We start from the raw sequence: 23,135 nt of genomic DNA on the forward strand, positions 1-23,135 counted from the left end.
ATGGATTGCCCAGCTAAAAGCGAGGATGTCAGAAGAGATTTGTGTGATTTATTTTATCCTTATGGATGTGGTTCAAGATGCGAAAGACTATATAAGAGATGGCTTAAGGAAGAAAAAGAAGTAAGAATTTTAGAAGGTTTGGAGAGTGTTTCGAATGGCTTGTAATCCAGCAAAAGTAAGACAATTACTAGTGACTATAAGAGAATTGTCGCAATGGATGAATGAGGATGAAATATCTGAGATAGGCGTTGTTATGCTAAAAGTTATAAAAAGATTAGAGAAGGAGAATGAAAGCAATGAGTACTAATATTTGGATAGGAATAGGAAGATTAATCAAGGATTGTGAACTAGCATTTACACAAGGTAAGGGAACTGCGGTGGCTAGATTCACTATAGCGGTAGATGATGGTTTTGGAGATAAAAAAACTACAGACTTTATACCTATAGTGGTATGGGGAAAACAAGGTGAAGCAGTAGCGAATTACACCCGTAAAGGTAGTAAAGTTCGAGTAACTGGAAAGATAAAAACTAGGTCATATGATGCTAAGGACGGAAGTAAAAGATTTATTACAGAGGTTGTAGCGGATATGTTTAATGGTGTTGAGTTCTTAGATAGTAAAAATAATAACTCTAACAATACTCAAAGTGTAGATGTGCCAGGAGATTATTTCGGAGCATCAGAAGTAGATAACTCTGATATGCCTTTTAATTAAGGAGTTAGATATTCTCCATAATCAAAAATATCAAGTAATAGCAGGGGATTAAATTCCCCTTTGGAGGTAATGCAAATGCTATTAAAAATAATAATGGGAATTGTAGTTTTCGACATATTGTTTGTAGCAGTATTATACAGAAATGGGGCAAGAGAATGATTAGTAATGTAAAAATCTATGATATGAAAGAAAGTTTAAAAGCGGCATCTTATCCAATGTCGACAGACATTGAAACACTTAATATTAATAATGGGTTATGCCAAAAACTAGGTACAACGGAAGTAGGTACTGGACATGATAATTTCTTAAATGGAATACTAGTTTCGTTTGACCTAACATTTTCAAATAAGGCTTGGGTGGAGTTAGAAAGATATAATTTCATAGATTTTGTATCTTCTCAATCAACCATGCATAGGATAGCAAAATTTGACCTTAGAAAGCAATATAACGAGTATGTCGATACAAGGATAATAGATATCATGGATGAGTTAAAAGACAGATACAATACTACACAGGATAAGGAGGACTACTTAAAATTACTCTATAGCAATCCTAGTGGATTTCAACTAACTGCAAGGCTAACAACGAATTATAGGCAGTTAAAAAACAGTTTATAAGCAAAGGAAAAATCACAGGTTACCAGAGTGGCGTTCGTTTTACAAATGGATAGAAACATTACCGAGATTTAAAGAATTATGTATCGGAGAGTGAAATAGATGATAGGATTTAAAAATATTAGCCTAGAAGGCGTTACACAACAAGAGCAGATTAACAAGTTTTACGAAGAGGTTGACGAGTTTGTACAGGCAGTAATCAAAGGTGATGTGACTAATGCAGTAGAGGAGTTCTTCGATGTGGGACAGAGTGGATTAGGAGCATTACAAAAGATGGGGTTAGATGCTGAATATGTTATGAGTCAATATGGTAAGCATTTAGAGAAAATTAAATTAAGACCTAGAGTTAAAGAATAGTTTATATTTGGTTATTTCTAATTTGGAAAAGACCACAATTTGTAGAAAATGTGAAGGAGTGATTAAAATTAAGTATTATTATTTTGTTAGTTTTCAATGTCAAAATGAGTATGGTTCAGCAACTGGTAATACAACATTTGAAAGTAATGAAAAGATAAGGACTGGCGAAGCCATTAAATCAATACAAAATGATATAGAAAAAAATAAAAATGTAAGAAAAGTAACTCTTACCAATATTGTTTTGCTTGATAGTGAATAATACAAAATTCAATAATTGTAGGTTATACGAAGGAAGGTATTAAGGTGTTAGATAAAGAGCAATTATTAAAAACTCAAAAATGCATTGAACAAAAATCAAGCTTTGGTTGTAGGAAATGTGAAAATTTTAAGAATGAAGAGTGTCCTGCTTATGAAAAAGACCTTATAGAGACCACTCTAAAATATCGTGATATGCTTGAAAAATTACAATTTGTACAAAATAGTGGCATGATTGGTGGAGCGATATATAAGTTTTGTCCTATTTGTGGTAGTGCAAATATAAATGGGCATAAAAAAGATTGTGAACTGGCTAAATTATTAAAATAATTCGCAATTCAAAGAAATTAACTAGTTGCATAAAATGCAACAACTGAGGGTGTAGGTAATCCCTACATCCTAACAAATTGAATACAATAAAATTGAGTAAAATTGAAGGTGAGAAGATGATGTATAAATTCACAGATAAAGAACTTAAAGAAATACTAGATAAAATGATTACCATTGTTGACAGTAGAGAAAATGCAAATATTCATATCATAGAGTGGCTAGATAAGAAGAAAAAACCCTATAAGGTGCAAAAGCTTGAATACGGGGATTATAGTTGCTATCTGCCGAATGGTAGCTTTGAAGGGCAACAGAGAGATATATACTTCACTAATGATATAGTTATCGAAAGAAAGTTCTGTATAGATGAATTAGCCATGAATCTAAAAAATAAAGTAGATGCCATTAACAGTATTAATCAAGAAATAATAGATTTGCTAGGTAAGGAGTATTTAGAGAAGGTACTAAAAACAGACTACAACAGGCTTAAATTTGAGTTTTCAAATATGAATAGGCATGAAGTTCAGTTTTTCATATTGATGGAAGATAAGAATTTTGACTATAACATAAGAAATAAGAAGTATAGGGCACAGTATGAACCTAAAACTCTATATGCAAGAATTAAGGCTTTAGAACGTGATTTTAAGACAATGATAAGACCTACAGACAAGTCAGCTATGGGAAGCGAAATATATCACACTTTGAGATATGGTGTGAGAGATATTCTTAAGAATAAGGGGTTTATCGAGGAGGTAGAAAATGAATAGACACAGGATAGATAAAGTCCCTAAATGTGGCTCTGTAGATAGTAAATATTCTAGTAGACCTAACGCCTTTGATGAAGATGTAAAACGCCATAGAGAGGAATATAAGAGCAAATGTGATAGTGCTTATAAGATGCTAGATGATTTTATAAATCAAAGTACTAACCAAAGTGAAAATTTAAGCATTGTCATACAAGAATGTATAAAACTGAAAGAAAAATATAGATTGTAGGAGGTAAAAAATGGGTAATGCTGAAATAATTCAAGTTATAAAAACTACACTCGCTAAAAGAGGAGATGGAAAAGAAACACCGATTAGATATTTAACACAGTATTGGTCTTTAGATGGAGAATTACTTGCCGAAGTTGACCCATGTAGTACGAAGGAGGTAGCCAATGAATAACATAGATAAAATAAAGGAATTAGAGTCCATTATCAAGCAGACCAAAAGGCAAATAGATGACTTAGATAGGCTATATAAAAAAGCTTTTATGCCCAAAGGATATGGAAAAGGTACAAGCTACAATGATTACGATACTATCAAAGGTGGAAATAAAGAGTTTCATATAGAGGATTACTCAGCTGAAAGAGAAAGACTTGTAAATTTGCTAGAACTTAGTGAAAATGCACTTGCGATTAGGAAAACAGAGGTTGATATTAATGAATACTTAGCATTACTTACTAATAATTATCAGAAAGTGAAGTTTCTTAGGAGGGTTAAGCATAAGACACAAGCTGAAACTGCTGATATTTTAGGTATAGGCGAGAGGACAGTACAGAGAATAGAGAAGAATTTAGGCTAGGGTAAAACCTAGTCTTTCTCTTAAAATAAGGAGATGGTAAAATGAATTATATAGAACAACTTAAAGATGCAATAGATTTCCACCATGGGGCAATAGAATTATATGCAAACTCTAATACAGTATCAGTATTAGTTAAAGAATATGAAGTTTGTAAATGTGAAGAGAAGATAGATAAAAACAATTTAAGTTTATTCAATATACCTCTTTATTATAACCAAAGCTTAAAAGACAATGAAGTTAAGATGTTACTAGAAGAAAATATTAAAAAGTGGTTTGATGGTGTTATTGAAGAAAATAAAAAGTATAAAATTATCAATTTAGAGAGGTAAGATTATGAAGTTAGGATTAAGAACACCAAGCCTAAAGAAATCAATCAAGGCTAGAACGACCGCCAAGCTTAAGAGAAAGGTTAAGAGTACAATTAATCCTTTATATGGGAAGAAGGGCACAGGATTGATATTTGAGCCAAAGAGAGCTATTTATAATAAGGTTTATCATAAGACTAGCTTTAGTATTTGGGATTTGATTAAGAAGATAGGGAGGTAGGGAGTAACTTAAATGAATAAAAATGATAAAATAATAGAAGAAATTAAGTGCCCAAAATGTGGCAGTACAAACACTTTCAAAAGAGAAGAAAATCCAAAATCAACGCTTTATAAATGTAAGGATTGTTGGTTAGTATTTGATGAGAGTTAAAAGTGGCGTATAAATGGCGTTAAACTGGCGAGTTCGTGTCGTTTACAGTTGATTTTTTATGTGTTATATTAGTATCATAGAAGGTTGGGTATATTATATCCAGCTTTTTTATTTTCCCCATTTACCCCTATTGATTATGACCTTTATGTTTCGGTAGGTAGCCATAAAGTGAGTTAAGAAGATTGCTATTAGCAATAAACAAGTGAGTAAGTCCTTGCCTACAGGCTTCAGTGTGGTGCTAGAGATTGGGAGTCTAGCAAGTATCGTAATGGGTTTGGGTAAGACGATATAAGGGTTGTAGATATTAACGAGTACTAAGTTACTCCGTCTACAGTCCTTTTTTATTTTGGGTTTATAGGGGTTATAAATTAGATTTTAATATCAACTTGAATTTAGAGTTGAATTTAGTAATAAATGTGTAAACATGAAAAGTGAGGTGAATAGTAGTTATGTTAATACTAACTGATAACCATTTAGATGCAATTAAATATATATTAGAGGGTAAGAACACTAGTGAAATAGCCAAACTATGTAATGTAAGTAGGACTGCTATTTACAATTGGTTAGGTGATAAAGATTTTAAGGCTGAGCTTGAAAGGCGTAAACTTGAAATTAAAACTAATGCCGATAAGAAAATAACTGGTAGATTAGAGTATTACCTCGAGGAAATGCACAAGATAGCAACTACAGGCAAGACAGAGAAGGAGCGTCGTAGTGCTTGTGAATACATGATTGATAGGGCTCTAGGCAAGGCTACGACAAGGGTTGCAGATGTTAGCGAGGATGAGGACAAAGAGAAGGTTGAGGACATAGATAGCATGATAGCGGACTTGGAGAAGGATGTAGTATAGGTTGTATGCTAGTGATATCAAGGGTTTAAGTGGTATTAAGGGTGTTGATTGCGATGTCGTCAAACAATTATTTCACGACATTGTCAGTATAATTATTATAATAAAAAGCATTCAACATAATAATTGTTATATTGAATGGTGATTGTTATAAGATAAATAATTATTGATAAACAATATAGTATTGGTAACTTATAATTAATTATATTGAATGAGTATATGCAAGATTATATAACCCCCATACCTTCTAAATTCCAATTACTGTATACCCTGTCCACTAGGTCTACAAAATTTCTCACCATTTTTCAAACCTGGAGGTATAAAAGTGATTTATATAATCTTAATCCTAATATCATTAAGTGGTTTTAGTATAGAAACTAATGGGTTTCACTATGAATATAAGGGGTTAATAGCAATATTATTTAAATTAATATATGGTGAAGAGCTGAACAAGTAATTATAAGGAGGTACTTATGAGTTTATTAAATAGAAAAGGCTTAATTAAAATAAGCAGAAGACAAGTAGAGAAACAGACAGAAGAATTATTAATATTATTTAAAGATTTGATAGTTCTTGGGGTAGAATATAATCCATTATCTATGGAATATACCTACCAAGCATGTTCTAAATATTTTGATTCGGTAGGAGAAGAAGAAAAAATACCATACTATTCGCTAATCAATGGTGAAAATGCAAAATGGTACAGAGAACCTTCGTACTACCAATATAAATAAGCAATAAAAGAAGGTGATTATTTGGTATATTACGATAATAGAGAATTTACAGAGATAGAGTACGAGGTTTATATACTAAATAAGTACCTATCTAAATACTACGGAGAAGATAAGGCGTTAAAGCTAATAACTGCTAATAAAAATGATATAGATAAACTAGCAAAGGCACTAGGGGCTAAAGATATAGCTTTCTTCTGTCTTTATTTTATGTCCGATATATTCGTTGTTAAAGACAGTAACGTGGCTAGGGAACTATCTGAGAGCCATTATGAACTATGGGAGATAGCTAACGACGTTTTCGTTAATGACATACATGATAAATTAAACATTATATGCCCTAGAGGGTTTGCAAAGACAACAATATTTGACCTTGCGATTAGTATATGGCTACATTGTTATAAAAATTCTACTTTTACCTTAATAGGTGCTAAAACAGATACAGACTCCGTACAATTCCTGGACTCAATCAAGAAAGTACTAGGAGAGAATAAGAAAATAAATAAGTGTTTCGGTAGGCTTATAGATAATAAGAAATTTAAGTCTAATGCTAATGAGTTGGAACTTACTAATAACACTTATATTCGTACTGTAGGTAGTGGTACTTCTGTCAGAGGTGCTAACTGGGGAGGAATAAGACCGACTGTATTTATCGGTGATGACTTCCAAGATGAAAAAAATATCCTTACTGATGATGCAAGGGAAAAACAATATAATAAATGGACTAAAGAAATAGAACAGGTAGGGGATAAAGCGGTTTATAGACAAGGTAAAAAGATTAAATCAGCTACCAAAGTAATAGCAATCGGCACAGTATTACACATAGATTGCCTAATGTCTAAGTTATCTAGGAATAATGACTATTTTACTACATTGAAAAGGGCAATTATCCTTGAAGAAGGACAAACTGTTGATGATATTTTTGAGAGTGACTTATGGTTGCAATGTAAGAGGATTTATTTTGATGACAAGCTAAAAAAGGAAGAAAGAAAACCTACTGCTGAAAAGTTCTATAGAGATAATATATATAAAATGAAGTTCCCTATATTATGGGAAGAAAAGTGGGACTGTTTTAATGACCTTGCGATTCCATATTGGGAAAATAGAAGAAGTTTTATGAGTGAGTTAATGAATGATGCGACTTCTATAGGTGAAAAGTGGTTTAAATCCGTAATAACTAAACCTAGTGAAGAAATTGAAAACCACAAATTCATAAAAACCATGCTTTGTATTGACCCAGCATCAACTACGAATAAAAAATCTGACTATACTGCAATGGGTGTCGGCTCTAAAGCTGATAATGACTTTACTTATGTAAGAGATTTAGTTATGAAAAAGCTAAGTTTTAATGAGTATTGCAAAACTGCGGTGGATTTACTTGCAGATTGGAAAGACATAACTCATATTTCGGTTGAAAAGAATACCTTCAACGGGTCGGATGTGTTAAAAATGAAAGAATTAATTGCAAATGACCCACGCTTAAGGGGTAGAACTTTTGAATGGATTAATAAAATGCAAAAGAAAAACAAGGATGAAAAAATATCTACTATTATAGATCCTGTTAATAACGGACAAATAATTATTAATAGTGAGTGTGAAGATACTAATGAAGCTGTAGAACAATTAAAAGAGTTTCAAGGGCAACAATACTCCGTACATGATGACTTTGCGGACATGTTAGCTGAGTTAAATGATGGACTCAAAGAAATTAAAACACGTGGAGTTATAAGACTATTAGATAGAAAAGTATTAGGAATATAGAAAGAAGGTGAGAACATGAAATTTGACTTAGAAGTAGCAAGAAAATTAAAAGATAAATATACTAGCGACCTATCATTATATCAAAAGATGTACGACTACTACATAGGTAAAACAGACACAGAAAGTGTATATCAAAATATTGATGGTAGAAGTAATGACGTGATTAAAACTAACTATGTTAAGAAATTTATTACTGAACACGTAGCCTATGGAGTTGGTAGTCCTGTTACTTATACACATAGAAATGAAGATGAAGCGTGCATAGATGATATAGAGTATAATGTTCAAATACAAAAATCTAGTCTTGATAGTTTGCTATATAAGAATATGCTTATTTTCGGTAAGGCTTACGAATTAGGCTACATCTATAATGATGAAATTAGATTCAAAGTAACTACACCATTAAATTCTATTGCTTATGTTAACAATGAAAATGAAGCTGAAATGTTTATCTATTTCTATAAAAAGGATTTGGATGATACTTTATTTATGGATGTATATTGTGATGATATAATTTACCACTTTAATGAAGATTTTGCTGAGGTAAGTCAAGCCACTACAACGTATTTAGGTGTACCAGTAAGTATTGTAATGTTAGATGAAGAAGAGTTCGAAACTGTTTTTAATGACATAAAAAGTCTACAAGATGGATTTGAAAAGGCAATTTCTAACTGGCTTAATAATGACAATGATTTTAGAGATAGTTATTTTTTTACTAAAAATGTAACTGTTGATAAAGATTTCGCTGACACTATGAAAGATAAAAGAATTATCGAGTTAGAAGGCGAGAACGCTGATGCTGGATTCCTTACTAAAAACGCTAATGCTGATTATGTAAATAGGTTAGTAGATGTATTAGAAGATAAAATATATCAAATATCTCAATCCATTAACTCTAATGAGAATATGCAAAGTAATCTTAGCGGGGTGGCAATATTAAGTAGAATTATAAACTTAAGAAACAAAATCACCTTAGAACAGAAATGTCTTAGGGATGGTATAAGAAATAGACTTAAAATACTATTTAAATACCTTAATTTAGCTTATGACAAGAATTATAACTATAGAGATATAAAGATTAACTTCACTATGAATGTACCTTCTGACGATATGGCTACGGCTCAAATGCTATCTTATATTAAAGATTGGATGCCGGCTGATGATGGATTGAATTTATTCTCATTTACTCAAAACGGCAAGGTTTTATATCAAAAGAAACTAGAAGAAATAAAAAAAGTTGAAGAATTAACAGGAGTTCCTACAGACAACATAGGCTTTGAAGGTGATATTTAATGACTAAAGAAGAAAAGTTTATAGCAAGTCTATATGATGAAGCTGACGAAGAAATGAAGCGAGTCTATGATAAGCAAAAGGAAAATGAAAAGGAATTACTTCAAGAAATAGCATTGATAATGCTTACCTACACAGTTTTAGAAGGTGTGATGGCACTTAGTATAGGACAGAGAAACAAAGAACTCCTAAGGCTTACTAAGATGATTAAAAAGGCAACTAAAGGACAAGCAACATTACAAGAAGAAACTATATTAAATATTCTAACTAGCATCACAGGAAAAACCTTTAATTTTTATAGCTACAATAAAGGTTTAAAAGATGTTAGAAAGATTATTGAAGCTAATTTTAAAGGAAAACACTTCTCAACGAGGGTTTGGGATAATGAACAAGAAGTTTCTAAGTACCTACAGAGTCAAGTTAAGAAGTTCCTAGATGGCAAAATAGGCGTTAATGATATAAAAACTAATATACAAAAGGGATTTAAAGCTAGTAAGGACAACGCTGAAAGGTTAGTAACTACGGAAGTTAGTAGATGTTCTTCTAGTGCCTTTGATAGGTTCTGTAAAGAAGTAGGGGTTGAGAAAGTTAGATATAATGCAATTTTAGACAGTAAAACTTGTCCTAAATGTTCACCAAATGATGGAAAACCATTTGATATTGATGAAAAAATAGAATTACCTCAACATGCTTTTTGTAGGTGTTTCTATGAAATAATAAAATAGGGGGAGTAAATATGCATCATTACATTACTAAATACGAAGAGAACGGAACTAGATATGCGGAGTCGTGGATACAAATAAATTTATTCGGTAAATGTTACTGTATGTTTAAAAGAAAAATCGAGATTTAATTAATAGAGGGAAAAAAGAAACAAATGTTTTATAAGTCTTAAAATTAAGGCTTTTTTTAATGCAAAAATATGCACTTTAAGGGGTAACTACTTTAAGGGGTAAAAGGAGAGATAAATTTGAAAAAGATAGATTTAATAAAATTATTAGAAAGTATGGAAGATGAAGCAGAAGTAATCGACATACTAAAAGAACATGAAGAAATAAAGTCTTTAGCTAAGGACTTTGATGTTAATAGCATTACATTAGAGGACTTTAAAACTATGTTAGCTAACAACGAAACTATAAAAGGATATCATCAATCGACTTTAGATTCAGCAGTTTCTAAGGGAGTAGAGTCCTTTAAGACCAATAAAATGCCTACTTATTTAGAAAAGGCAATAAAAGACAAGGAAAACGAGGGTAAAACCCCTGAACAAATAAGACTTTTGGAGTTAGAAAAAAAACTCGAGTCTATGGAAAAAGAAAAGACAAAAGCCGAATTAATGGCGAAGTACACTAAGACTCTAAACGAGAAAAAGCTACCTAGCGAGTTAGTGAATTTCATCATTAGTGACAATGAAGAAGTTATTAATGAGAACATAGGTAAGTTTGAAAATATGTTTAAGTCTACAGTGGATAGCCTAGTACAAGAAAAGTTAAAAGGTGGGGAGTATGTACCTCCTAAGGGAGATAATTCTCCAACTACAATTAAAAAAGAAGATTTTAACAAAATGTCTTATAGAGAAAGGGTTGCTTTAAAAAATGAAAACCCTAATTTATATGAAGAATTAAACAAATAAGGAGAGATGTAAAATGTCAAGTTTAACAACAAAATTAGAAGATTTAATAAATCCTGAGGTAATGGCGGATATGATTGACGCTAAAATACCTAATAAAATAGTGGTAGCACCATTCGCAAGAATAGACAATACTTTAGTAGGTCAACCAGGCGATACTATTACGATTCCTCAATATGCTTATATTGGTGATGCGGTTGACGTTGCAGAAGGTGTTGCGGCTGAAACTGTAAAATTAACTGCAAGTACTACACAAGTAACTGTTAAAAAAATTATGAAGGCGGTTGAATTAACAGATGAAGCAATTGTAAGCGGATATGGTGATCCTGTAGGACAAACTAATATGCAACTTGCAAAGTCTATAGCTAGTAAGGTTGATAGCGATTCTATGGATGCTTTGTATAATGCACAATTATTCTTTGAGAATACTTCTACAGGTATATCCTATGCCAATATAGTTAATGCAATAGACGTATTTAACGAAGAAATGAACACAGATAAGGTTATGTTTGTTAACCCTAAACAAGTAACTAAGTTAAGAGATGATTCTAACTTTATTAGTGCTGATAAATATCCAGGTAATGTTGTAATGACCGGCGAAATAGGTATGATCGCAAATACTAGAATAGTTCCATCAAGAAAAGTTAAGGAATTTGCAACTTGGTATTCTCCAACAGAGAGCGGGACTGCTAGTGCATTAGAAATAATTGCAAGTGGTTCTCCAACTTCATCCGAAGTATTACTTTCTGCTGTATTACCAAGCTTACCAAATGCAAAAGTAGGAGATTTCGTATTATTAAAATCTACTGCAGCATATTTCAACCCAATAGTAAAATTAAACCAAGATAACGAAACCGAGGACGAAACTGCTGCAATTACTGTTTACTTAAAAAGAGATACAAACTTAGAAGTTGATAGAGTATCTTTAGCTAGAAAAACAGATATTTCCGTAGATAAGCATTATGTAGCGGCTTTAAGTGATACATCTAAAGTCGTAATAGCAAAACTTAAGAAATAGAGGGGAGTAATTTCCCCTTTTCTTTTATAAAGGAGGGATTATATGACCTTTACAGACATAGAGATGGAAACCGCGGCTATTAACTCTATTAGGTATTATCTTAATGTTCAGAGTAAAACTGAGTGGACAGATGAATATATTAAGGGTAAATTTCCACTAGCTATAAAGAAAATTATTGAGGACACTATTAAATTAGATAGCGCTAAAAGAATACCAGGTATAAAGACAGTAAGTGAAGGGGATAGGTCCTATAGTTTTGGTGATGAGGTTGAAGTATTTACTATAACTGGTGGTGTAAAAGCTTTATTGCCTAGACCCTATATAGTGGGGTGGTAATATGGTTTTATTCCCAAATACAGATATTACTATCTACAATAGATACTATGACAACAATTTAGGCTACGACAGATACCAAAGAACTGTTATTAAAGATGTTGATTGGCAAGGTAAAAGAAACTCCACTATAAACAACAATGGCTTACTCTTAGCAGATAGCACAAAGATTTTTATAGATAAGCTAGAAAATTATGTTAATCCTAAGAGATTTAAAAAGTTATCTGATGCAGAAAGACCGAACTATTTCACATTTGCTAGTGGTGACAAGATAGTTAAAGGGGATGTATCCTTTGAAGTAACAGGAATATCACCCTACAGGCTATCTGACCTCGAGGACACTTTTGATAATGTAATAGACATTAAATCTGTTAATGACACACTACCGAACCATATAGAAGTTGAGGGGGTGTAATTATGGCTACTAATGTTAGAGTCGAGATAGACCCTACTCAAAAGATATTGTTAAAAAGGTATTTAGGCAAAAACGGAAAGGCTCAAGTAGAATTTACAAAGCAAGTAGCGAAGTATTCTAATAACTACGTGCCATTCAAGACTGGGCGCCTTAAAGATATGATGATTACCATAGATACAGATAAAATCACTTATAATGCACCTTATGCAGCTAAAAATTATTATCTTAATAAAGGTATGGGTAAGCAAGGAAATTCGGTCGGTGGACTTAGAGGTAAGATGTGGGATAGGAGAATGTGGATAAATAACGGAGATAAGATAGTTCAATCTATAGCTGAATTTGTAGGAGGTAAGGCAAAATGATAATCGAAAGTTTAAGAAATTATATAAGGCAATGTCCTTACTTAGATACTTTCAATAGCGCCATTAAGGTTAATGTCAACTATCTAGAACCTTCTCCGGATACTTACTCTATAGAAGAAATTCCAATAGAACCTATATTAAAGAAGTATGTTAATGGTGATAGTATAAGGCAATATGCTTTTATATTTACTTCTCGAGAGCCTTACGGGGTTGATGTGCTACAGAATATTGATAATAGTGGATTCTATGAGAAGTTTGCTGATTGGGTAGAAAATAATAATGATAATGAGATATTTCCTACATTAGATGCAGGACTTGAACCCCTTGAAATAAAAGTTACTAGCACAGGTTATGCCTTTGCAGTTACAGAGTCAACGGCGCAATTTCAAATACAGCTTAGATTAAAATATTATAAAAAGAAATAAGGGGAAATAGATATGAAATATAGAAAGAAACCAGTTGTAATTGAAGCTTTTAAGAGGACTGGAGATGCAAACCAAGTAGAAGACCCAGAGTGGATAATTGAAGCAATTAAAAAACGCGATATTTGTTTTGTGAATTATGAAGCTGATAAAACATGTGTGATGCTTATAAATACATTAGAAGGAGGCATGAAAGCTAACCAAGGTGATTACATTATAAAAGGCATTAATGGAGAAATTTACCCATGTAAACCAGATATATTCGAAAAAACTTATGAGTCAGTTGAGAATAATGAAGTTAAAACAATTGAACGTAGGTGGATGAGTGGGAAAATAGAACGATTTGAGCTTTAGAATTGACTAAGGCTTTTTATTTTATTCAAAATTAAAAATAGGAGTGATATAAATGGGAGTTAGAAAAAGATTAATACAAGCTAACTATTTAAAGGTGACAGATGCTTTTGAATTATTAGGAACAGGATTCACAGAGTTAAATGAGAGTCCTAGTGCACAAACAACTAGTAAGAGGTATATAAATCAATCTAGTGCTAGTCAATCTATCACAGGTTATGAATGGAGTACAAGCTTTACTGCAGACCAAATAGCAAGTGAAAAAGCCATTGAACACATTAGAAAAATAGGAGAAATGCAAAAGACTGGCGCTGATACAGAAACAGAATATATAATTGTGGATCTAGACAAGGCTGCAACTACCGCTGGATTTAGGGCAAGAAAATTCAAGGTAGCTATAGCAGTAGATAGTTTCGAGGATAATGATGGAGAATTAGGAATAAGCGGAAGTTTCTTAGGTATTAGTGACCCAGTAGAAGGAACATTTGTAACAGATACTAAGACGTTCACAGAAGGATTCGAGCCTAAAGTAGTATAATTTGAAAGGGGATAATAGCAATGAAAATTAACAATGTAGAATTACAAGATATAGATATATTAGATTTAGAGGTAGCAGAAAAATGGGAAGATGCCTTAGAACATGTTGAGGGGGTAGCAAAAACTACAGAGGGTATGAAAGTATCAGAAACTATTAAAACACAGTGTAACGCTATATTTGAGGTATTTAACACACTATTCGGTGAAGGAACAGACAAGAAAGTATTCGGTGATAGAGTTAATCTTATGATGTGCCTAAAAGCTTTTGAGGAATTAGTGACACAAGTTAAGTCTCAAAGTGCTGAGGTTGAGAAGATAGCAAGTAAATATTCTCCTAATCGCGCTAACCGCAGAAATAAAAAGTAATGAATATACTTATTGACCTATTACCTAAAGAAGTAAATATAGAGGGTGAAGATTACAAAATTAATAGTGATTTTCGCACCTCTATTTTATTTGAACTCTTAATGCAAGATAACTCTGTAAGTGAAGAGGATAAGATTATACAAGCTTTAGAACTTTACTATCCTATATTACCTAAAAACATAAATGAAGCCATAGAGAAGATATTATGGTTCTATAGATGCGGAAAAGATGAAGTTAAAAATAAAAATAAAGGAACAGGCAAGAGTACAAATGTTTATTCCTATTTACATGATGATGACTATATCTATTCTGCATTTTTAGACCAGTACGGAGTTGATTTGCAAGATGTAGAGTACTTACATTGGTGGAAGTTTAAAGCTATGTTTAAAAGCCTTAAGGAAGATAATGAGATAGTTAAAATAATGGGTTATCGTGCTATGGATGTTAATAAAATAAAAGATAAAGAACAGAAGGAATACTATAAGAAAATGCAAGAACTATATAAAATTCCTACATCTAAAGATGAAAAAGGAAAGCTTGATGAAATTAATCAGATTTTACTAAATGGTGGAGATGTTAGTAAAGTATTGTAATTTATTCTTAATATATGTTATATTGTATATGTTATGAATTGGAGGGGTATTATGAAAAAAATATTTACCATTTTACTTTGCTTAACACTTTCGTTGAGTTTGGTAGCTTGTGGCAAAGAAGAAAAGAAAGATAAAACTATAAAAGATGTTGCAAATGCAGAAACTTCTAAGGAAAAAGAAGAAACGTTAGAAGAAATAAGAGAACAACAGAAAGATGATAAATGCGATATAGTTTTAGCAGATACAGATAATGTTACTATTACTTGTAAAGGTAAGGGTAAAAGTGCTTTCGGGGGGATATATATAACATTAGAAGTTGTAAATAAGACTGATAAAGATATTCTTGTCGGTACAGATAAATGCAGTAATGATGGAACTATGGTTGATGATTTATTTAGTGAAACTATTACTGCTAAAATGAAAAGCGAAAGTGATTTATCTGTTATGGATAACAATATAACTGAGGTTAAAAATTTTAAAGGGACATTTTTAGTTATGGATGATTCTACTGGAGAAACAATTGAAAATATAGAGTTTAGTATAGAATAAGATATAAAGCACTTACTTAATTGGTAGGTGCTTTTATTATGTCTGAAATTCCTCATAGGAGGTGAGAAAATGGCAGATGGGCGGATTATAATTGATACCCAAATTGACAGTAAAGGTGCTGAAGGTGGAATTAAAAGTCTAGGTGGTAAATTGGGTAGCTTAGCAAAAACAGGAGCAGTTGCAATAACAGGATTAGTTACCGCTGCTAGTACTGTGGTAACCGGATTAGCTACATTATCAGTAAAACAATTTGCCGAATACGAACAATTAGTTGGTGGAGTTGAGACTTTATTTAAAAATAGCAGCAATGAAGTAATGAAATATGCAAATAATGCATATAAGACGGCTGGAATGTCTGCGAATGAATATATGAAAACTATAACAGGCTTTTCAGCTTCATTATTACAAGGACTTGGTGGAGATACTAAAAAAGCTGCAGAAATAGGCAATAAGGCTGTTACTGATATGTCTGATAATGCTAATAAAATGGGTACGGCTATTGGAGATATACAAAATGCCTATCAAGGATTTGCAAAGCAAAACTATACCATGCTAGACAACCTTAAGCTAGGTTATGGTGGTACAAAAACAGAAATGGAAAGACTTCTTGCAGATGCTCAAAAACTTACTGGGATTAAATATAATATAAACAATTTCAGTGATGTAATAGAGGCCATCCATGCAGTTCAAACTGAAATGGGAATTACCGGAACTACTGCAAAAGAAGCGTCTTCTACAATTGAAGGCAGTTTTAATATGACTAAATCCGCATGGACTAATTTATTAACTGGTATGGCTGATGATAATGCTAATTTTGATGTATTAGTACAAAATTTAGTTAGCAGTTTAGGCTCTCTAGGTAAAAATTTATTACCAAGAATAAAAATAGCAATAGAAGGTATTGGAGAGTTAATTAGAACATTACTCCCTAAAATTCTAGATGAAATTCCAGAAATGATGGCATCTTTATTCCCGGAATCAATGCAAGAGGATGTAAAAAGAATATTTGAGGGGATAGCTGAGGCGATAAAAACTGCAGCTGATGTGGCTATGCAATGGCTTCCTAAAATAACAGAAGGTTTCGCTTGGATACTAGATAACAGTAACACGATAGCGACTGGAATAGTCGGTATAGGTACTGCTTTGATGGTTCTTAATGTAGCAAATATGATTATGGGACTAGTAAAAGCCTTTCAAGCTTTTAAGTTAGCTAATGAAGGAGCAACAGTAGCACAATGGCTATTAAATGCGGCAATGGCGGCTAATCCTATAGGTATAGTTATTGCAGTTATAGCTGGGTTAGTAGCGGGGATAATATATCTTTGGAACACTAACGAGGGGTTTAGAGAATTTTGGATTAATGCTTGGAATATGATTAAGGACGGATTCGTAAATGCATGGAATAGCATAATTGCTTTCTTTACCGAAACCATACCTAGTTGGATAGAAAGCATAAAGGCGTGGTTTAGTTCTCTAGGTGAATGGTTTGGAACTCTATGGACTAATATTAAACAATTCTTCATAGATGGATGGAACGCTATAGTAAGCTTTTTTACTGAAACAATTCCAGCATGGATACAACAAATGTTTGATTGGTTTAATGAACTCCCTTATAAAATCGGTTATGCCATGGGTTATGTATTAACAACTATAATCAAGTGGGGCGTAGATACATGGAATTATCTCGTAACTAATGTACCTATATGGATTAAATCTATAGTTGAATGGTTCGCTACATTGCCAGGCAAAATATGGACTTGGTTACTAAATACAATAAATAAAATAATTCAATGGGGTTCTCAAACATATTCCAATATGGTTACTGCAGTAACTAACGCTATAAATGCGGTTATAGAGTGGTTTTCTAAATTACCAAGTCGAATATGGGAATGGTTATTAAATACTATAGCTAAAGTTATTCAATTTGGTAGAGATTTAGGAACTAAAGCACAGGAAGCGGGTTCTAACATGGTAGAAAAGATTATAGGTGCAGTTAAAGATTTGCCTTCTAAGTTTGTAGATATAGGTAGAAGAATTGTAGAAGGTATATGGGAAGGTATTACAAATGCTGGTTCATGGTTGCATCAAAAGGTTACAGGTTTTTTTGATGGAATACTTGAAGGTGCAAAAGATGCCAATGAGATAAAATCACCATCAAGACTTTATCGTGACCAAGTCGGAAAATACATGGCACAAGGTGTTGGAGTAGGGTTCGAGGATGAAGCTGACAATGTACAGAAATCCATGGAAAAAGAATTTAATAGAATGGCTGGTAAAATGCAATTAGCAGTAGATTACAACATGGCTAGGACAACTGCAAGTATCGTAGGTAGAAATGGCTATAGAGGTCAATCTAACGTCATAAATAATAATGATAATGGAGTAACTCAAAATGTTACTATAGTTAATCCGGAGAGGACACCAAGCGAAAACGCTAGAGCATTAAAAAGAGTAGGGAGGGATTTAGCTTTTGGAGATTAAATTAACATTAAAAAGTAATAATAGAACATTAGAAGTAGGCAATGATACCTCCTACAAGCTTGTTAATATAGATGGAATAGACAGTGGAAGTTTAGAATTAAATACAGTTTCTAATGCTCAGTTTGATGGTTCGGTAGTTGTTAGTAAGAGAATACAGAACAGAAATATATCTATTACAGTGGATTACAAAGGAACTAATAGTCAAGAGGTTGAACGACAGAGTTTAATCTCTTTTTTTAATCCCAAGAATAAAGGATTGTTGATCGTAAATTATGGAGAAGTAGAAAGGGCGATAGAATATGAAGTGGAGGGTTTTAATTGTAAGTTAAATAGTATTTTCGATACAGTTAGTTTCACAGTAGACCTATTATGCCCTCAGCCTTACTGGAGAGATATTTTAGAGTCTAAAATTAATATAGCCATGTGGCGAGGAATGTTTCATTTTCCTTTAATTTTACCTTCAACGATAATTCCTCATAGTGGCACTGATAGCACGTGGAAGGATTTGAGCGGAAACCTCAATAATGGTTTACTAACAGGATTTAATTTCGATAGTACTAGCGGATGGACTACAGAGGGACTAAAGTTCGACAGTGATAGTTATGTAACCTTACCTACTTTAGACATGGAGAAAGGTACTATACAGGTTAATAACCAAGTAGCTACATTCGATAAGAATACAGATTATAAAACAACTAGTGCTAATAGTAATATTCTTTCTTTAAATACTACAGTAGATGGGATTATGGATATTGAAATTGGTGGTAATACATTACAGAATTTATTTAAACTTGATATAGCTATAGGAGGCAATGAAACTGCAGGTTATTGGTACTATCTCAATAAACATCCAATAACAGATTTGAGTAGTAAGACTATTACTTTAATTAACAATTCTCCAAGAAGAGTTCAGTATGGCGTTAGGGATTTACAAGATGTATTTATTAGAGATGAAGTTGTACTCCCTTTTAGTATAAAAGTAGTAAATTTAGAAAGTAATAATAGAATTTACTCTTGTTTAGGTAGAACTCTCGATGGTTGGACAGAAGCAAATAAAACTGAATTAAAAGGTATGATACTCGAAGGTGACTGGACTAATAAAGGAATACCAAGTTACTTTGAAGGTATAAGAAGCGTAGGAGAAGGTGAGAATTTAGAGCTTGTAAGTTGTGGGAAGAATTTAATAGATAAAAGTAAATTTTCACATAATATACACTGGTATGTAGATGGTATACCAAGGACATCAAATCTTTATTTAGAAGCAAAGGTAAGTGCCAAAGGTGGACAAAAACTAAGAGTGAAGCTTGATAGTAAAGCTACATGGTGGGCGTTTGTATTTTTTTCAAATAATACTTTAGTATCAAATGTAAATCATAGTGGTTATGTAGCTAATAGTGGCAAAGAATTTTCTATGACAATACCAGATGGTGTCACTGATGTATATTTCCAATTATATAATGCAAATGGCATTGAAATAGTTGATATTCCTTATCTTCAAATAGAAGAAGGAACAATTGCAACTCCTTATGAACCATACAAAGAACACAAACAACCTATAACATTAACCAACCCATTAAGAGGTTTACCAAACAATGTGAGAGATGTTGCTAAAGGTAATTTAGTTACTAAAAATGTAGGGAAAGTTGTTTTAGATAGTAGTATAAATCCTATATTGGCATCTAGTATGACGAATACGCTTAAATTTGCTATAGGTATAACTCCTAATATATTGTACACAAACCTGTACAATTTAATATGTGATAAATTTACTACAGGTTTAAACATATTAAACTATGACGAAGAGGGTATAAGAATATCTTCTACTGCTTCTGCACTTTATATTAGCATAGCAAAATCTAAACTTACAACTCCTGATGTAGCAGGGTTCAAAGCATGGCTACAAGCTAACCCAATAACAGTTTATTACCAATTAGCTACACCAACTATAGAACAATTATCACAAGCCTTAAAATTAAAATCCTTCTCTAATGGTACGTTGCAAGTTAATACTTTAATAGCTCCATATTTAACTGCTAAATATCCTATAACCATAGGTGGTAGCTTAGCTAGTAATGTTAGTAGAATAGATTTAAGTAATCCTCTAATAGCGAGTGGCTTAGTTAAAAACTATAGGGTTTATAATAAAATCCTAACTACAGAGGAAGTCGCAAGGGCGAATACAGTAAATTATCTTAAAGGACCAGCACTTCTAGTTGACCTAAATTCTGCTTATAAAGAACTAAATAAAACAGGCATTATAATGGGATTGAGAGAACCTTCTCTTATCGTTAATGCACTTAATACTGGTAACGTAGAAAGTGGTATGATAATCGAATTTAAGGCATTAGGAACACTTGCGAACCCATCTATACTTAATGTAGAAACACAAGAGTTCTTCAAGGTCAATAAATCCATGGTCGCGGGTGAAACAATCACGGTTAATACTAATGTAGGTGCTAAAAAGGTTATAGATAATTTAAATGGAGTGGAAACTAATATTCTCAACCTCATAGATCTAGACAGTACGTTTTTACAATTAAATGTAGGAGATAACCTATTAAGGTATGATGCAGATACAAACTTAAATAATTTAGAAATAAATATCTATTATAATCCATTCTATTTGGGGGTGTAACATGGAACTATATGTATTTAATCCTAATATAGAGAGAATGCACATTGTTGACGTGTTTACATCTCTTATATGGACTAGAAAATATCATAAGCCTGGTGAATTTGAACTTCATGTCCCTTTAACTACCGATAATATAAACTATCTTACTAGAGGGAATATAATCTACAAGAAGGGTGACAATGAAGCTGGATACATTGAAACTAGGCAGATAGCTTTAGATGAAAAAGGGAATGAAACTTTATTAGTAAAAGGTAAATTCATTACTAATTACTTAAATATAAGAATAAATTGGTCGAGGGTAGCATTTATAGGTTTAACAGAGGTACTAATGAGGAAACTTGTTAATGATAATGCAGTTAATCCTACAGATATAAAAAGAAAAATACCTTTATTATCTCTAGGAACTCTTAAAAACTATACAGAGTCTATTAATTATCAAAATTCTTATGGTAATCTAATTACCGAATTAGAGAATTTAAGCAACACTAGTGAATTAGGATATAGAGTCAATTTCGACCAAGCAAATAAAAATCTAAAATTTGAAGTATACAAAGGAGTTAATAGGAGTGTTAATCAGTCTCTTATTGCTCCTTGTGTTTTTAGTAGAGAATTTGAGAATATACTAAGTCAAACTTACTTTGAGAGCGATAATGGGTATAAAAATACCGCCTTGGTTGCTGGGGAAGGAGAAGGAGATTTAAGGGTATTATGTCCTGTTAACAATACTAACGAGGGTTTAAATAGAAAAGAGTTATTTGTGGATGCTAGGGACTTACAAAAAACAGTTGATGGAGTTACCTATACAGAACAACAATACAATACAATGTTACTTCAAAGAGGACTTGAAAAGTTAGCAGAATATAGCGAAACTAAAACTTTTGATAGTGTGATAAATACAAAAGGGAATAACGTCTATAAGAAAGATTATGATCTAGGTGATATAGTAACGATACAAGATAAAAAGTGGGGTTTGAGAGTGGATACACGAATTACAGAGATACAAGAAGTTTACGAGGGCGGTAAGGTAGAAATTAACCCTACATTCGGAACTAATATACCAACAATAACGGACAAAATTAAAAGGATGGTGAAGTAATATGGAGAGAAGTTCTTTTTTTAATGCAGTATTAAATGGAGAAGCCTATGATAGAGTGTATCTTGCAGAAGATTATGCTAGATATTTTTCTAGCTTTATAGGGAATGGAGTATTCCCTACGCCGAGTACAAACCTACAAGTAGTTGCAAATGGAACAACTATGAACATAATCTTAAAAGGTGGCAAAGGGTGGATTAATGGCTATTTCTACGAAAATACTGATGATTTAACACTTAACGTAGCTATAGCAGATGGCGTACTAAATAGAATAGATAGAGTAGTTTTAAGATTGGATTTTATAAACAGAGAGATAAAGGCCTACGTAAAGAAAGGAACTTTTGCTAGTAGTCCAGTAGCACCAACATTAATTAGAAATTCAGATATGTATGAGTTAGGACTTGCAGATATAAGAGTAAATAAAGGTGTTACTAAGATAGTACAAGCAGATATAACGGACTTAAGGCAGAATAATACTTATTGTGGCTTAGTTGCTGGTGTAGTACAACAGATAGATACCACAAATTTATTTACTCAATTCCAATCAAGTTTTGATATTTGGTTCGAACACATGAAAGGTCAACTTAGCACGGATGCGGCTGGAAATTTACAAAGTCAAATAGATATACTTTCACCTCTTGTAGATAGCTGGAATGATTTTAAAAGTAATGGTGGTACTTTATTTAATAGCTTACAGTTAAAACCACTTTCTTCCACAGTGGATGTCATAAACACTTCTAAAGGATACCTTGGATTAAATGCGGGAAGTAGAGGTGTCGTAGTGGATGAAGTGGCAAATGTTTTTAGACCGAGCTCTACCTCTCAGAATAGCATGAGTTTAGGCAGTTCAAATTTCCGTTTTAATGACATTTACTTAAACGGGTTTTCTAATGTTGGAATTTCGGGATATAGCAAAGAACCAAACGGTACTATAAAGCAATGGGGTCAAGCCATAATACCAGTTAAAACACTTAGGGTTCAAATACCTCTCCCAGTAGCTTATAACGAAAAAATTCTCGGTGTTAGTATTACAGAGGAGTACGTAACAAGTGAAGCTCCCGCGGTTTATCCTACTTTTATGTTATCAAACTCGAAATCTCGGTTTGATGTATACCCCAAATTGATAAATACTAACAATCAGCCACAGATTGAGCAAAGGTTTATTAACTGGGAAACAATAGGAATTTAAG

Annotated in this window: 34 protein-coding genes and 2 pseudogenes; all 36 read left to right on the plus strand. The window is 32.5% G+C overall.

The window, feature by feature from the left end:
* The 36 genes and pseudogenes from ABDZ93_RS12360 (at position 1) to ABDZ93_RS12530 (ending at position 23,134) form a co-directional block, all read left to right on the plus strand.
* Complete coding sequence (locus tag ABDZ93_RS12360; protein WP_343826712.1) at positions 1-165, plus strand: hypothetical protein; 165 nt, start codon at positions 1-3, stop codon at positions 163-165.
* The gene (locus tag ABDZ93_RS12365) at positions 155-307 is read left to right on the plus strand and encodes a hypothetical protein (protein ID WP_343826713.1); all 153 of its coding nucleotides are present in this window, start codon (positions 155-157) and stop codon (positions 305-307) included. Before ABDZ93_RS12360 ends, ABDZ93_RS12365 begins: the two co-directional genes overlap by 11 nt.
* Complete coding sequence (locus ABDZ93_RS12370) at positions 297-713, plus strand: single-stranded DNA-binding protein (RefSeq protein ID WP_343826714.1); 417 nt, start codon at positions 297-299, stop codon at positions 711-713. Before ABDZ93_RS12365 ends, ABDZ93_RS12370 begins: the two co-directional genes overlap by 11 nt.
* A gap of 155 nt (positions 714-868) precedes the next feature.
* Positions 869-1,330, plus strand: coding sequence for a hypothetical protein (locus ABDZ93_RS12375; RefSeq protein WP_343826715.1), 462 nt, complete (start codon positions 869-871; stop codon positions 1,328-1,330).
* A 99-nt stretch (positions 1,331-1,429) separates the two neighbouring features.
* Positions 1,430-1,684, plus strand: a complete 255-nt coding sequence (locus tag ABDZ93_RS12380) for a pyrophosphohydrolase domain-containing protein (RefSeq protein ID WP_343826716.1) — start codon at positions 1,430-1,432, stop codon at positions 1,682-1,684.
* Between the two features lie 22 nt (positions 1,685-1,706).
* Positions 1,707-1,943 carry a hypothetical protein gene (locus ABDZ93_RS12385; RefSeq protein WP_343826717.1) on the plus strand — a complete coding sequence of 79 codons (237 nt, stop codon included), beginning with the start codon at positions 1,707-1,709 and terminating at the stop codon, positions 1,941-1,943.
* Between the two features lie 44 nt (positions 1,944-1,987).
* Positions 1,988-2,269, plus strand: a complete 282-nt coding sequence (locus ABDZ93_RS12390; protein WP_343826719.1) for a hypothetical protein — start codon at positions 1,988-1,990, stop codon at positions 2,267-2,269.
* Between the two features lie 77 nt (positions 2,270-2,346).
* The gene (locus ABDZ93_RS12395; protein WP_343826720.1) at positions 2,347-3,033 is read left to right on the plus strand and encodes an ERCC4 domain-containing protein; all 687 of its coding nucleotides are present in this window, start codon (positions 2,347-2,349) and stop codon (positions 3,031-3,033) included.
* Positions 3,026-3,262, plus strand: a complete 237-nt coding sequence (locus ABDZ93_RS12400) for a hypothetical protein (RefSeq protein WP_343826721.1) — start codon at positions 3,026-3,028, stop codon at positions 3,260-3,262. The genes ABDZ93_RS12395 and ABDZ93_RS12400 overlap by 8 nt, the downstream gene beginning before the upstream one ends.
* A 10-nt stretch (positions 3,263-3,272) precedes the next feature.
* Positions 3,273-3,434 (plus strand): carboxypeptidase, encoded by a 162-nt coding sequence (locus tag ABDZ93_RS12405; protein WP_343826722.1) that lies wholly within the window; start codon positions 3,273-3,275, stop codon positions 3,432-3,434.
* Complete coding sequence (locus tag ABDZ93_RS12410) at positions 3,427-3,834, plus strand: sigma-70 RNA polymerase sigma factor region 4 domain-containing protein (protein WP_343826723.1); 408 nt, start codon at positions 3,427-3,429, stop codon at positions 3,832-3,834. The genes ABDZ93_RS12405 and ABDZ93_RS12410 overlap by 8 nt, the downstream gene beginning before the upstream one ends.
* A gap of 41 nt (positions 3,835-3,875) precedes the next feature.
* Positions 3,876-4,163, plus strand: a complete 288-nt coding sequence (locus ABDZ93_RS12415) for a hypothetical protein (protein WP_343826724.1) — start codon at positions 3,876-3,878, stop codon at positions 4,161-4,163.
* 4 nt (positions 4,164-4,167) lie between these two features.
* Positions 4,168-4,380, plus strand: a complete 213-nt coding sequence (locus ABDZ93_RS12420; protein WP_343826725.1) for a hypothetical protein — start codon at positions 4,168-4,170, stop codon at positions 4,378-4,380.
* Between the two features lie 12 nt (positions 4,381-4,392).
* On the plus strand, positions 4,393-4,530 hold the full coding sequence (locus ABDZ93_RS12425) for a hypothetical protein (RefSeq protein WP_343826726.1): 138 nt from the start codon (positions 4,393-4,395) through the stop codon (positions 4,528-4,530).
* A gap of 449 nt (positions 4,531-4,979) precedes the next feature.
* On the plus strand, positions 4,980-5,381 hold the full coding sequence (locus ABDZ93_RS12430; RefSeq protein ID WP_343826727.1) for a helix-turn-helix domain-containing protein: 402 nt from the start codon (positions 4,980-4,982) through the stop codon (positions 5,379-5,381).
* A gap of 322 nt (positions 5,382-5,703) precedes the next feature.
* Complete coding sequence (locus ABDZ93_RS12435) at positions 5,704-5,835, plus strand: hypothetical protein (RefSeq protein WP_343826728.1); 132 nt, start codon at positions 5,704-5,706, stop codon at positions 5,833-5,835.
* Between the two features lie 16 nt (positions 5,836-5,851).
* Entirely contained in the window at positions 5,852-6,112 is a 261-nt protein-coding gene (locus ABDZ93_RS12440) for a hypothetical protein (RefSeq protein ID WP_343826729.1), read from the plus strand.
* Between the two features lie 21 nt (positions 6,113-6,133).
* On the plus strand, positions 6,134-7,870 hold the full coding sequence (locus ABDZ93_RS12445; protein ID WP_343826730.1) for a phage terminase large subunit family protein: 1,737 nt from the start codon (positions 6,134-6,136) through the stop codon (positions 7,868-7,870).
* 15 nt (positions 7,871-7,885) lie between these two features.
* Positions 7,886-9,163: a phage portal protein gene (locus ABDZ93_RS12450; protein WP_343826731.1), complete on the plus strand. Its 1,278-nt coding sequence runs from the start codon at positions 7,886-7,888 to the stop codon at positions 9,161-9,163.
* A complete protein-coding gene (locus ABDZ93_RS12455) occupies positions 9,163-9,885 on the plus strand; it encodes a minor capsid protein (protein ID WP_343826732.1) in 723 nt (240 codons plus the stop codon). Before ABDZ93_RS12450 ends, ABDZ93_RS12455 begins: the two co-directional genes overlap by 1 nt.
* A 245-nt stretch (positions 9,886-10,130) precedes the next feature.
* Entirely contained in the window at positions 10,131-10,793 is a 663-nt protein-coding gene (locus tag ABDZ93_RS12460) for a DUF4355 domain-containing protein (RefSeq protein WP_343826733.1), read from the plus strand.
* 13 nt (positions 10,794-10,806) lie between these two features.
* Positions 10,807-11,808: a N4-gp56 family major capsid protein gene (locus ABDZ93_RS12465; protein ID WP_343826734.1), complete on the plus strand. Its 1,002-nt coding sequence runs from the start codon at positions 10,807-10,809 to the stop codon at positions 11,806-11,808.
* A gap of 42 nt (positions 11,809-11,850) precedes the next feature.
* Entirely contained in the window at positions 11,851-12,144 is a 294-nt protein-coding gene (locus tag ABDZ93_RS12470) for a hypothetical protein (RefSeq protein ID WP_343826735.1), read from the plus strand.
* 1 nt (position 12,145) lies between these two features.
* Positions 12,146-12,556, plus strand: a complete 411-nt coding sequence (locus ABDZ93_RS12475) for a DUF6751 family protein (RefSeq protein WP_343826736.1) — start codon at positions 12,146-12,148, stop codon at positions 12,554-12,556.
* A gap of 2 nt (positions 12,557-12,558) precedes the next feature.
* Entirely contained in the window at positions 12,559-12,918 is a 360-nt protein-coding gene (locus ABDZ93_RS12480) for a minor capsid protein (RefSeq protein ID WP_343826737.1), read from the plus strand.
* The gene (locus ABDZ93_RS12485; RefSeq protein ID WP_343826738.1) at positions 12,915-13,343 is read left to right on the plus strand and encodes a chloramphenicol resistance protein; all 429 of its coding nucleotides are present in this window, start codon (positions 12,915-12,917) and stop codon (positions 13,341-13,343) included. The genes ABDZ93_RS12480 and ABDZ93_RS12485 overlap by 4 nt, the downstream gene beginning before the upstream one ends.
* A gap of 12 nt (positions 13,344-13,355) precedes the next feature.
* Entirely contained in the window at positions 13,356-13,694 is a 339-nt protein-coding gene (locus ABDZ93_RS12490) for a hypothetical protein (protein WP_343826739.1), read from the plus strand.
* A 52-nt stretch (positions 13,695-13,746) separates the two neighbouring features.
* A complete protein-coding gene (locus ABDZ93_RS12495; RefSeq protein WP_343826740.1) occupies positions 13,747-14,229 on the plus strand; it encodes a hypothetical protein in 483 nt (160 codons plus the stop codon).
* Between the two features lie 20 nt (positions 14,230-14,249).
* Positions 14,250-14,594 (plus strand): DUF6673 family protein, encoded by a 345-nt coding sequence (locus tag ABDZ93_RS12500; RefSeq protein WP_343826741.1) that lies wholly within the window; start codon positions 14,250-14,252, stop codon positions 14,592-14,594.
* A complete protein-coding gene (locus ABDZ93_RS12505; RefSeq protein ID WP_343826742.1) occupies positions 14,594-15,187 on the plus strand; it encodes a bacteriophage Gp15 family protein in 594 nt (197 codons plus the stop codon). Before ABDZ93_RS12500 ends, ABDZ93_RS12505 begins: the two co-directional genes overlap by 1 nt.
* Before the next feature lie 51 nt (positions 15,188-15,238).
* Positions 15,239-15,736 (plus strand): hypothetical protein, encoded by a 498-nt coding sequence (locus ABDZ93_RS12510; RefSeq protein WP_343826743.1) that lies wholly within the window; start codon positions 15,239-15,241, stop codon positions 15,734-15,736.
* Positions 15,737-15,805: 69 nt separating this feature from the next.
* On the plus strand, positions 15,806-18,217 hold the full coding sequence (locus ABDZ93_RS12515) for a phage tail protein (protein WP_343826744.1): 2,412 nt from the start codon (positions 15,806-15,808) through the stop codon (positions 18,215-18,217).
* A pseudogene (locus ABDZ93_RS20090) lies at positions 18,207-18,578 on the plus strand (phage tail domain-containing protein); the annotation flags it as partial. The gene ABDZ93_RS12515 and the pseudogene ABDZ93_RS20090, both read left to right, overlap by 11 nt.
* 1,890 nt (positions 18,579-20,468) lie before the next feature.
* A pseudogene (locus ABDZ93_RS20095) lies at positions 20,469-20,852 on the plus strand (phage distal tail protein); the annotation flags it as partial.
* A 1-nt stretch (position 20,853) separates the two neighbouring features.
* Positions 20,854-21,948, plus strand: a complete 1,095-nt coding sequence (locus tag ABDZ93_RS12525) for a siphovirus ReqiPepy6 Gp37-like family protein (RefSeq protein ID WP_343826747.1) — start codon at positions 20,854-20,856, stop codon at positions 21,946-21,948.
* A gap of 1 nt (position 21,949) precedes the next feature.
* Positions 21,950-23,134, plus strand: a complete 1,185-nt coding sequence (locus tag ABDZ93_RS12530; RefSeq protein ID WP_343826748.1) for a hypothetical protein — start codon at positions 21,950-21,952, stop codon at positions 23,132-23,134.
* Position 23,135 lies beyond the last annotated feature (1 nt).

This window comes from Clostridium subterminale, from assembly GCF_039521425.1.
In the GTDB taxonomy this organism is placed as follows: domain Bacteria; phylum Bacillota; class Clostridia; order Clostridiales; family Clostridiaceae; genus Clostridium_J; species Clostridium_J subterminale.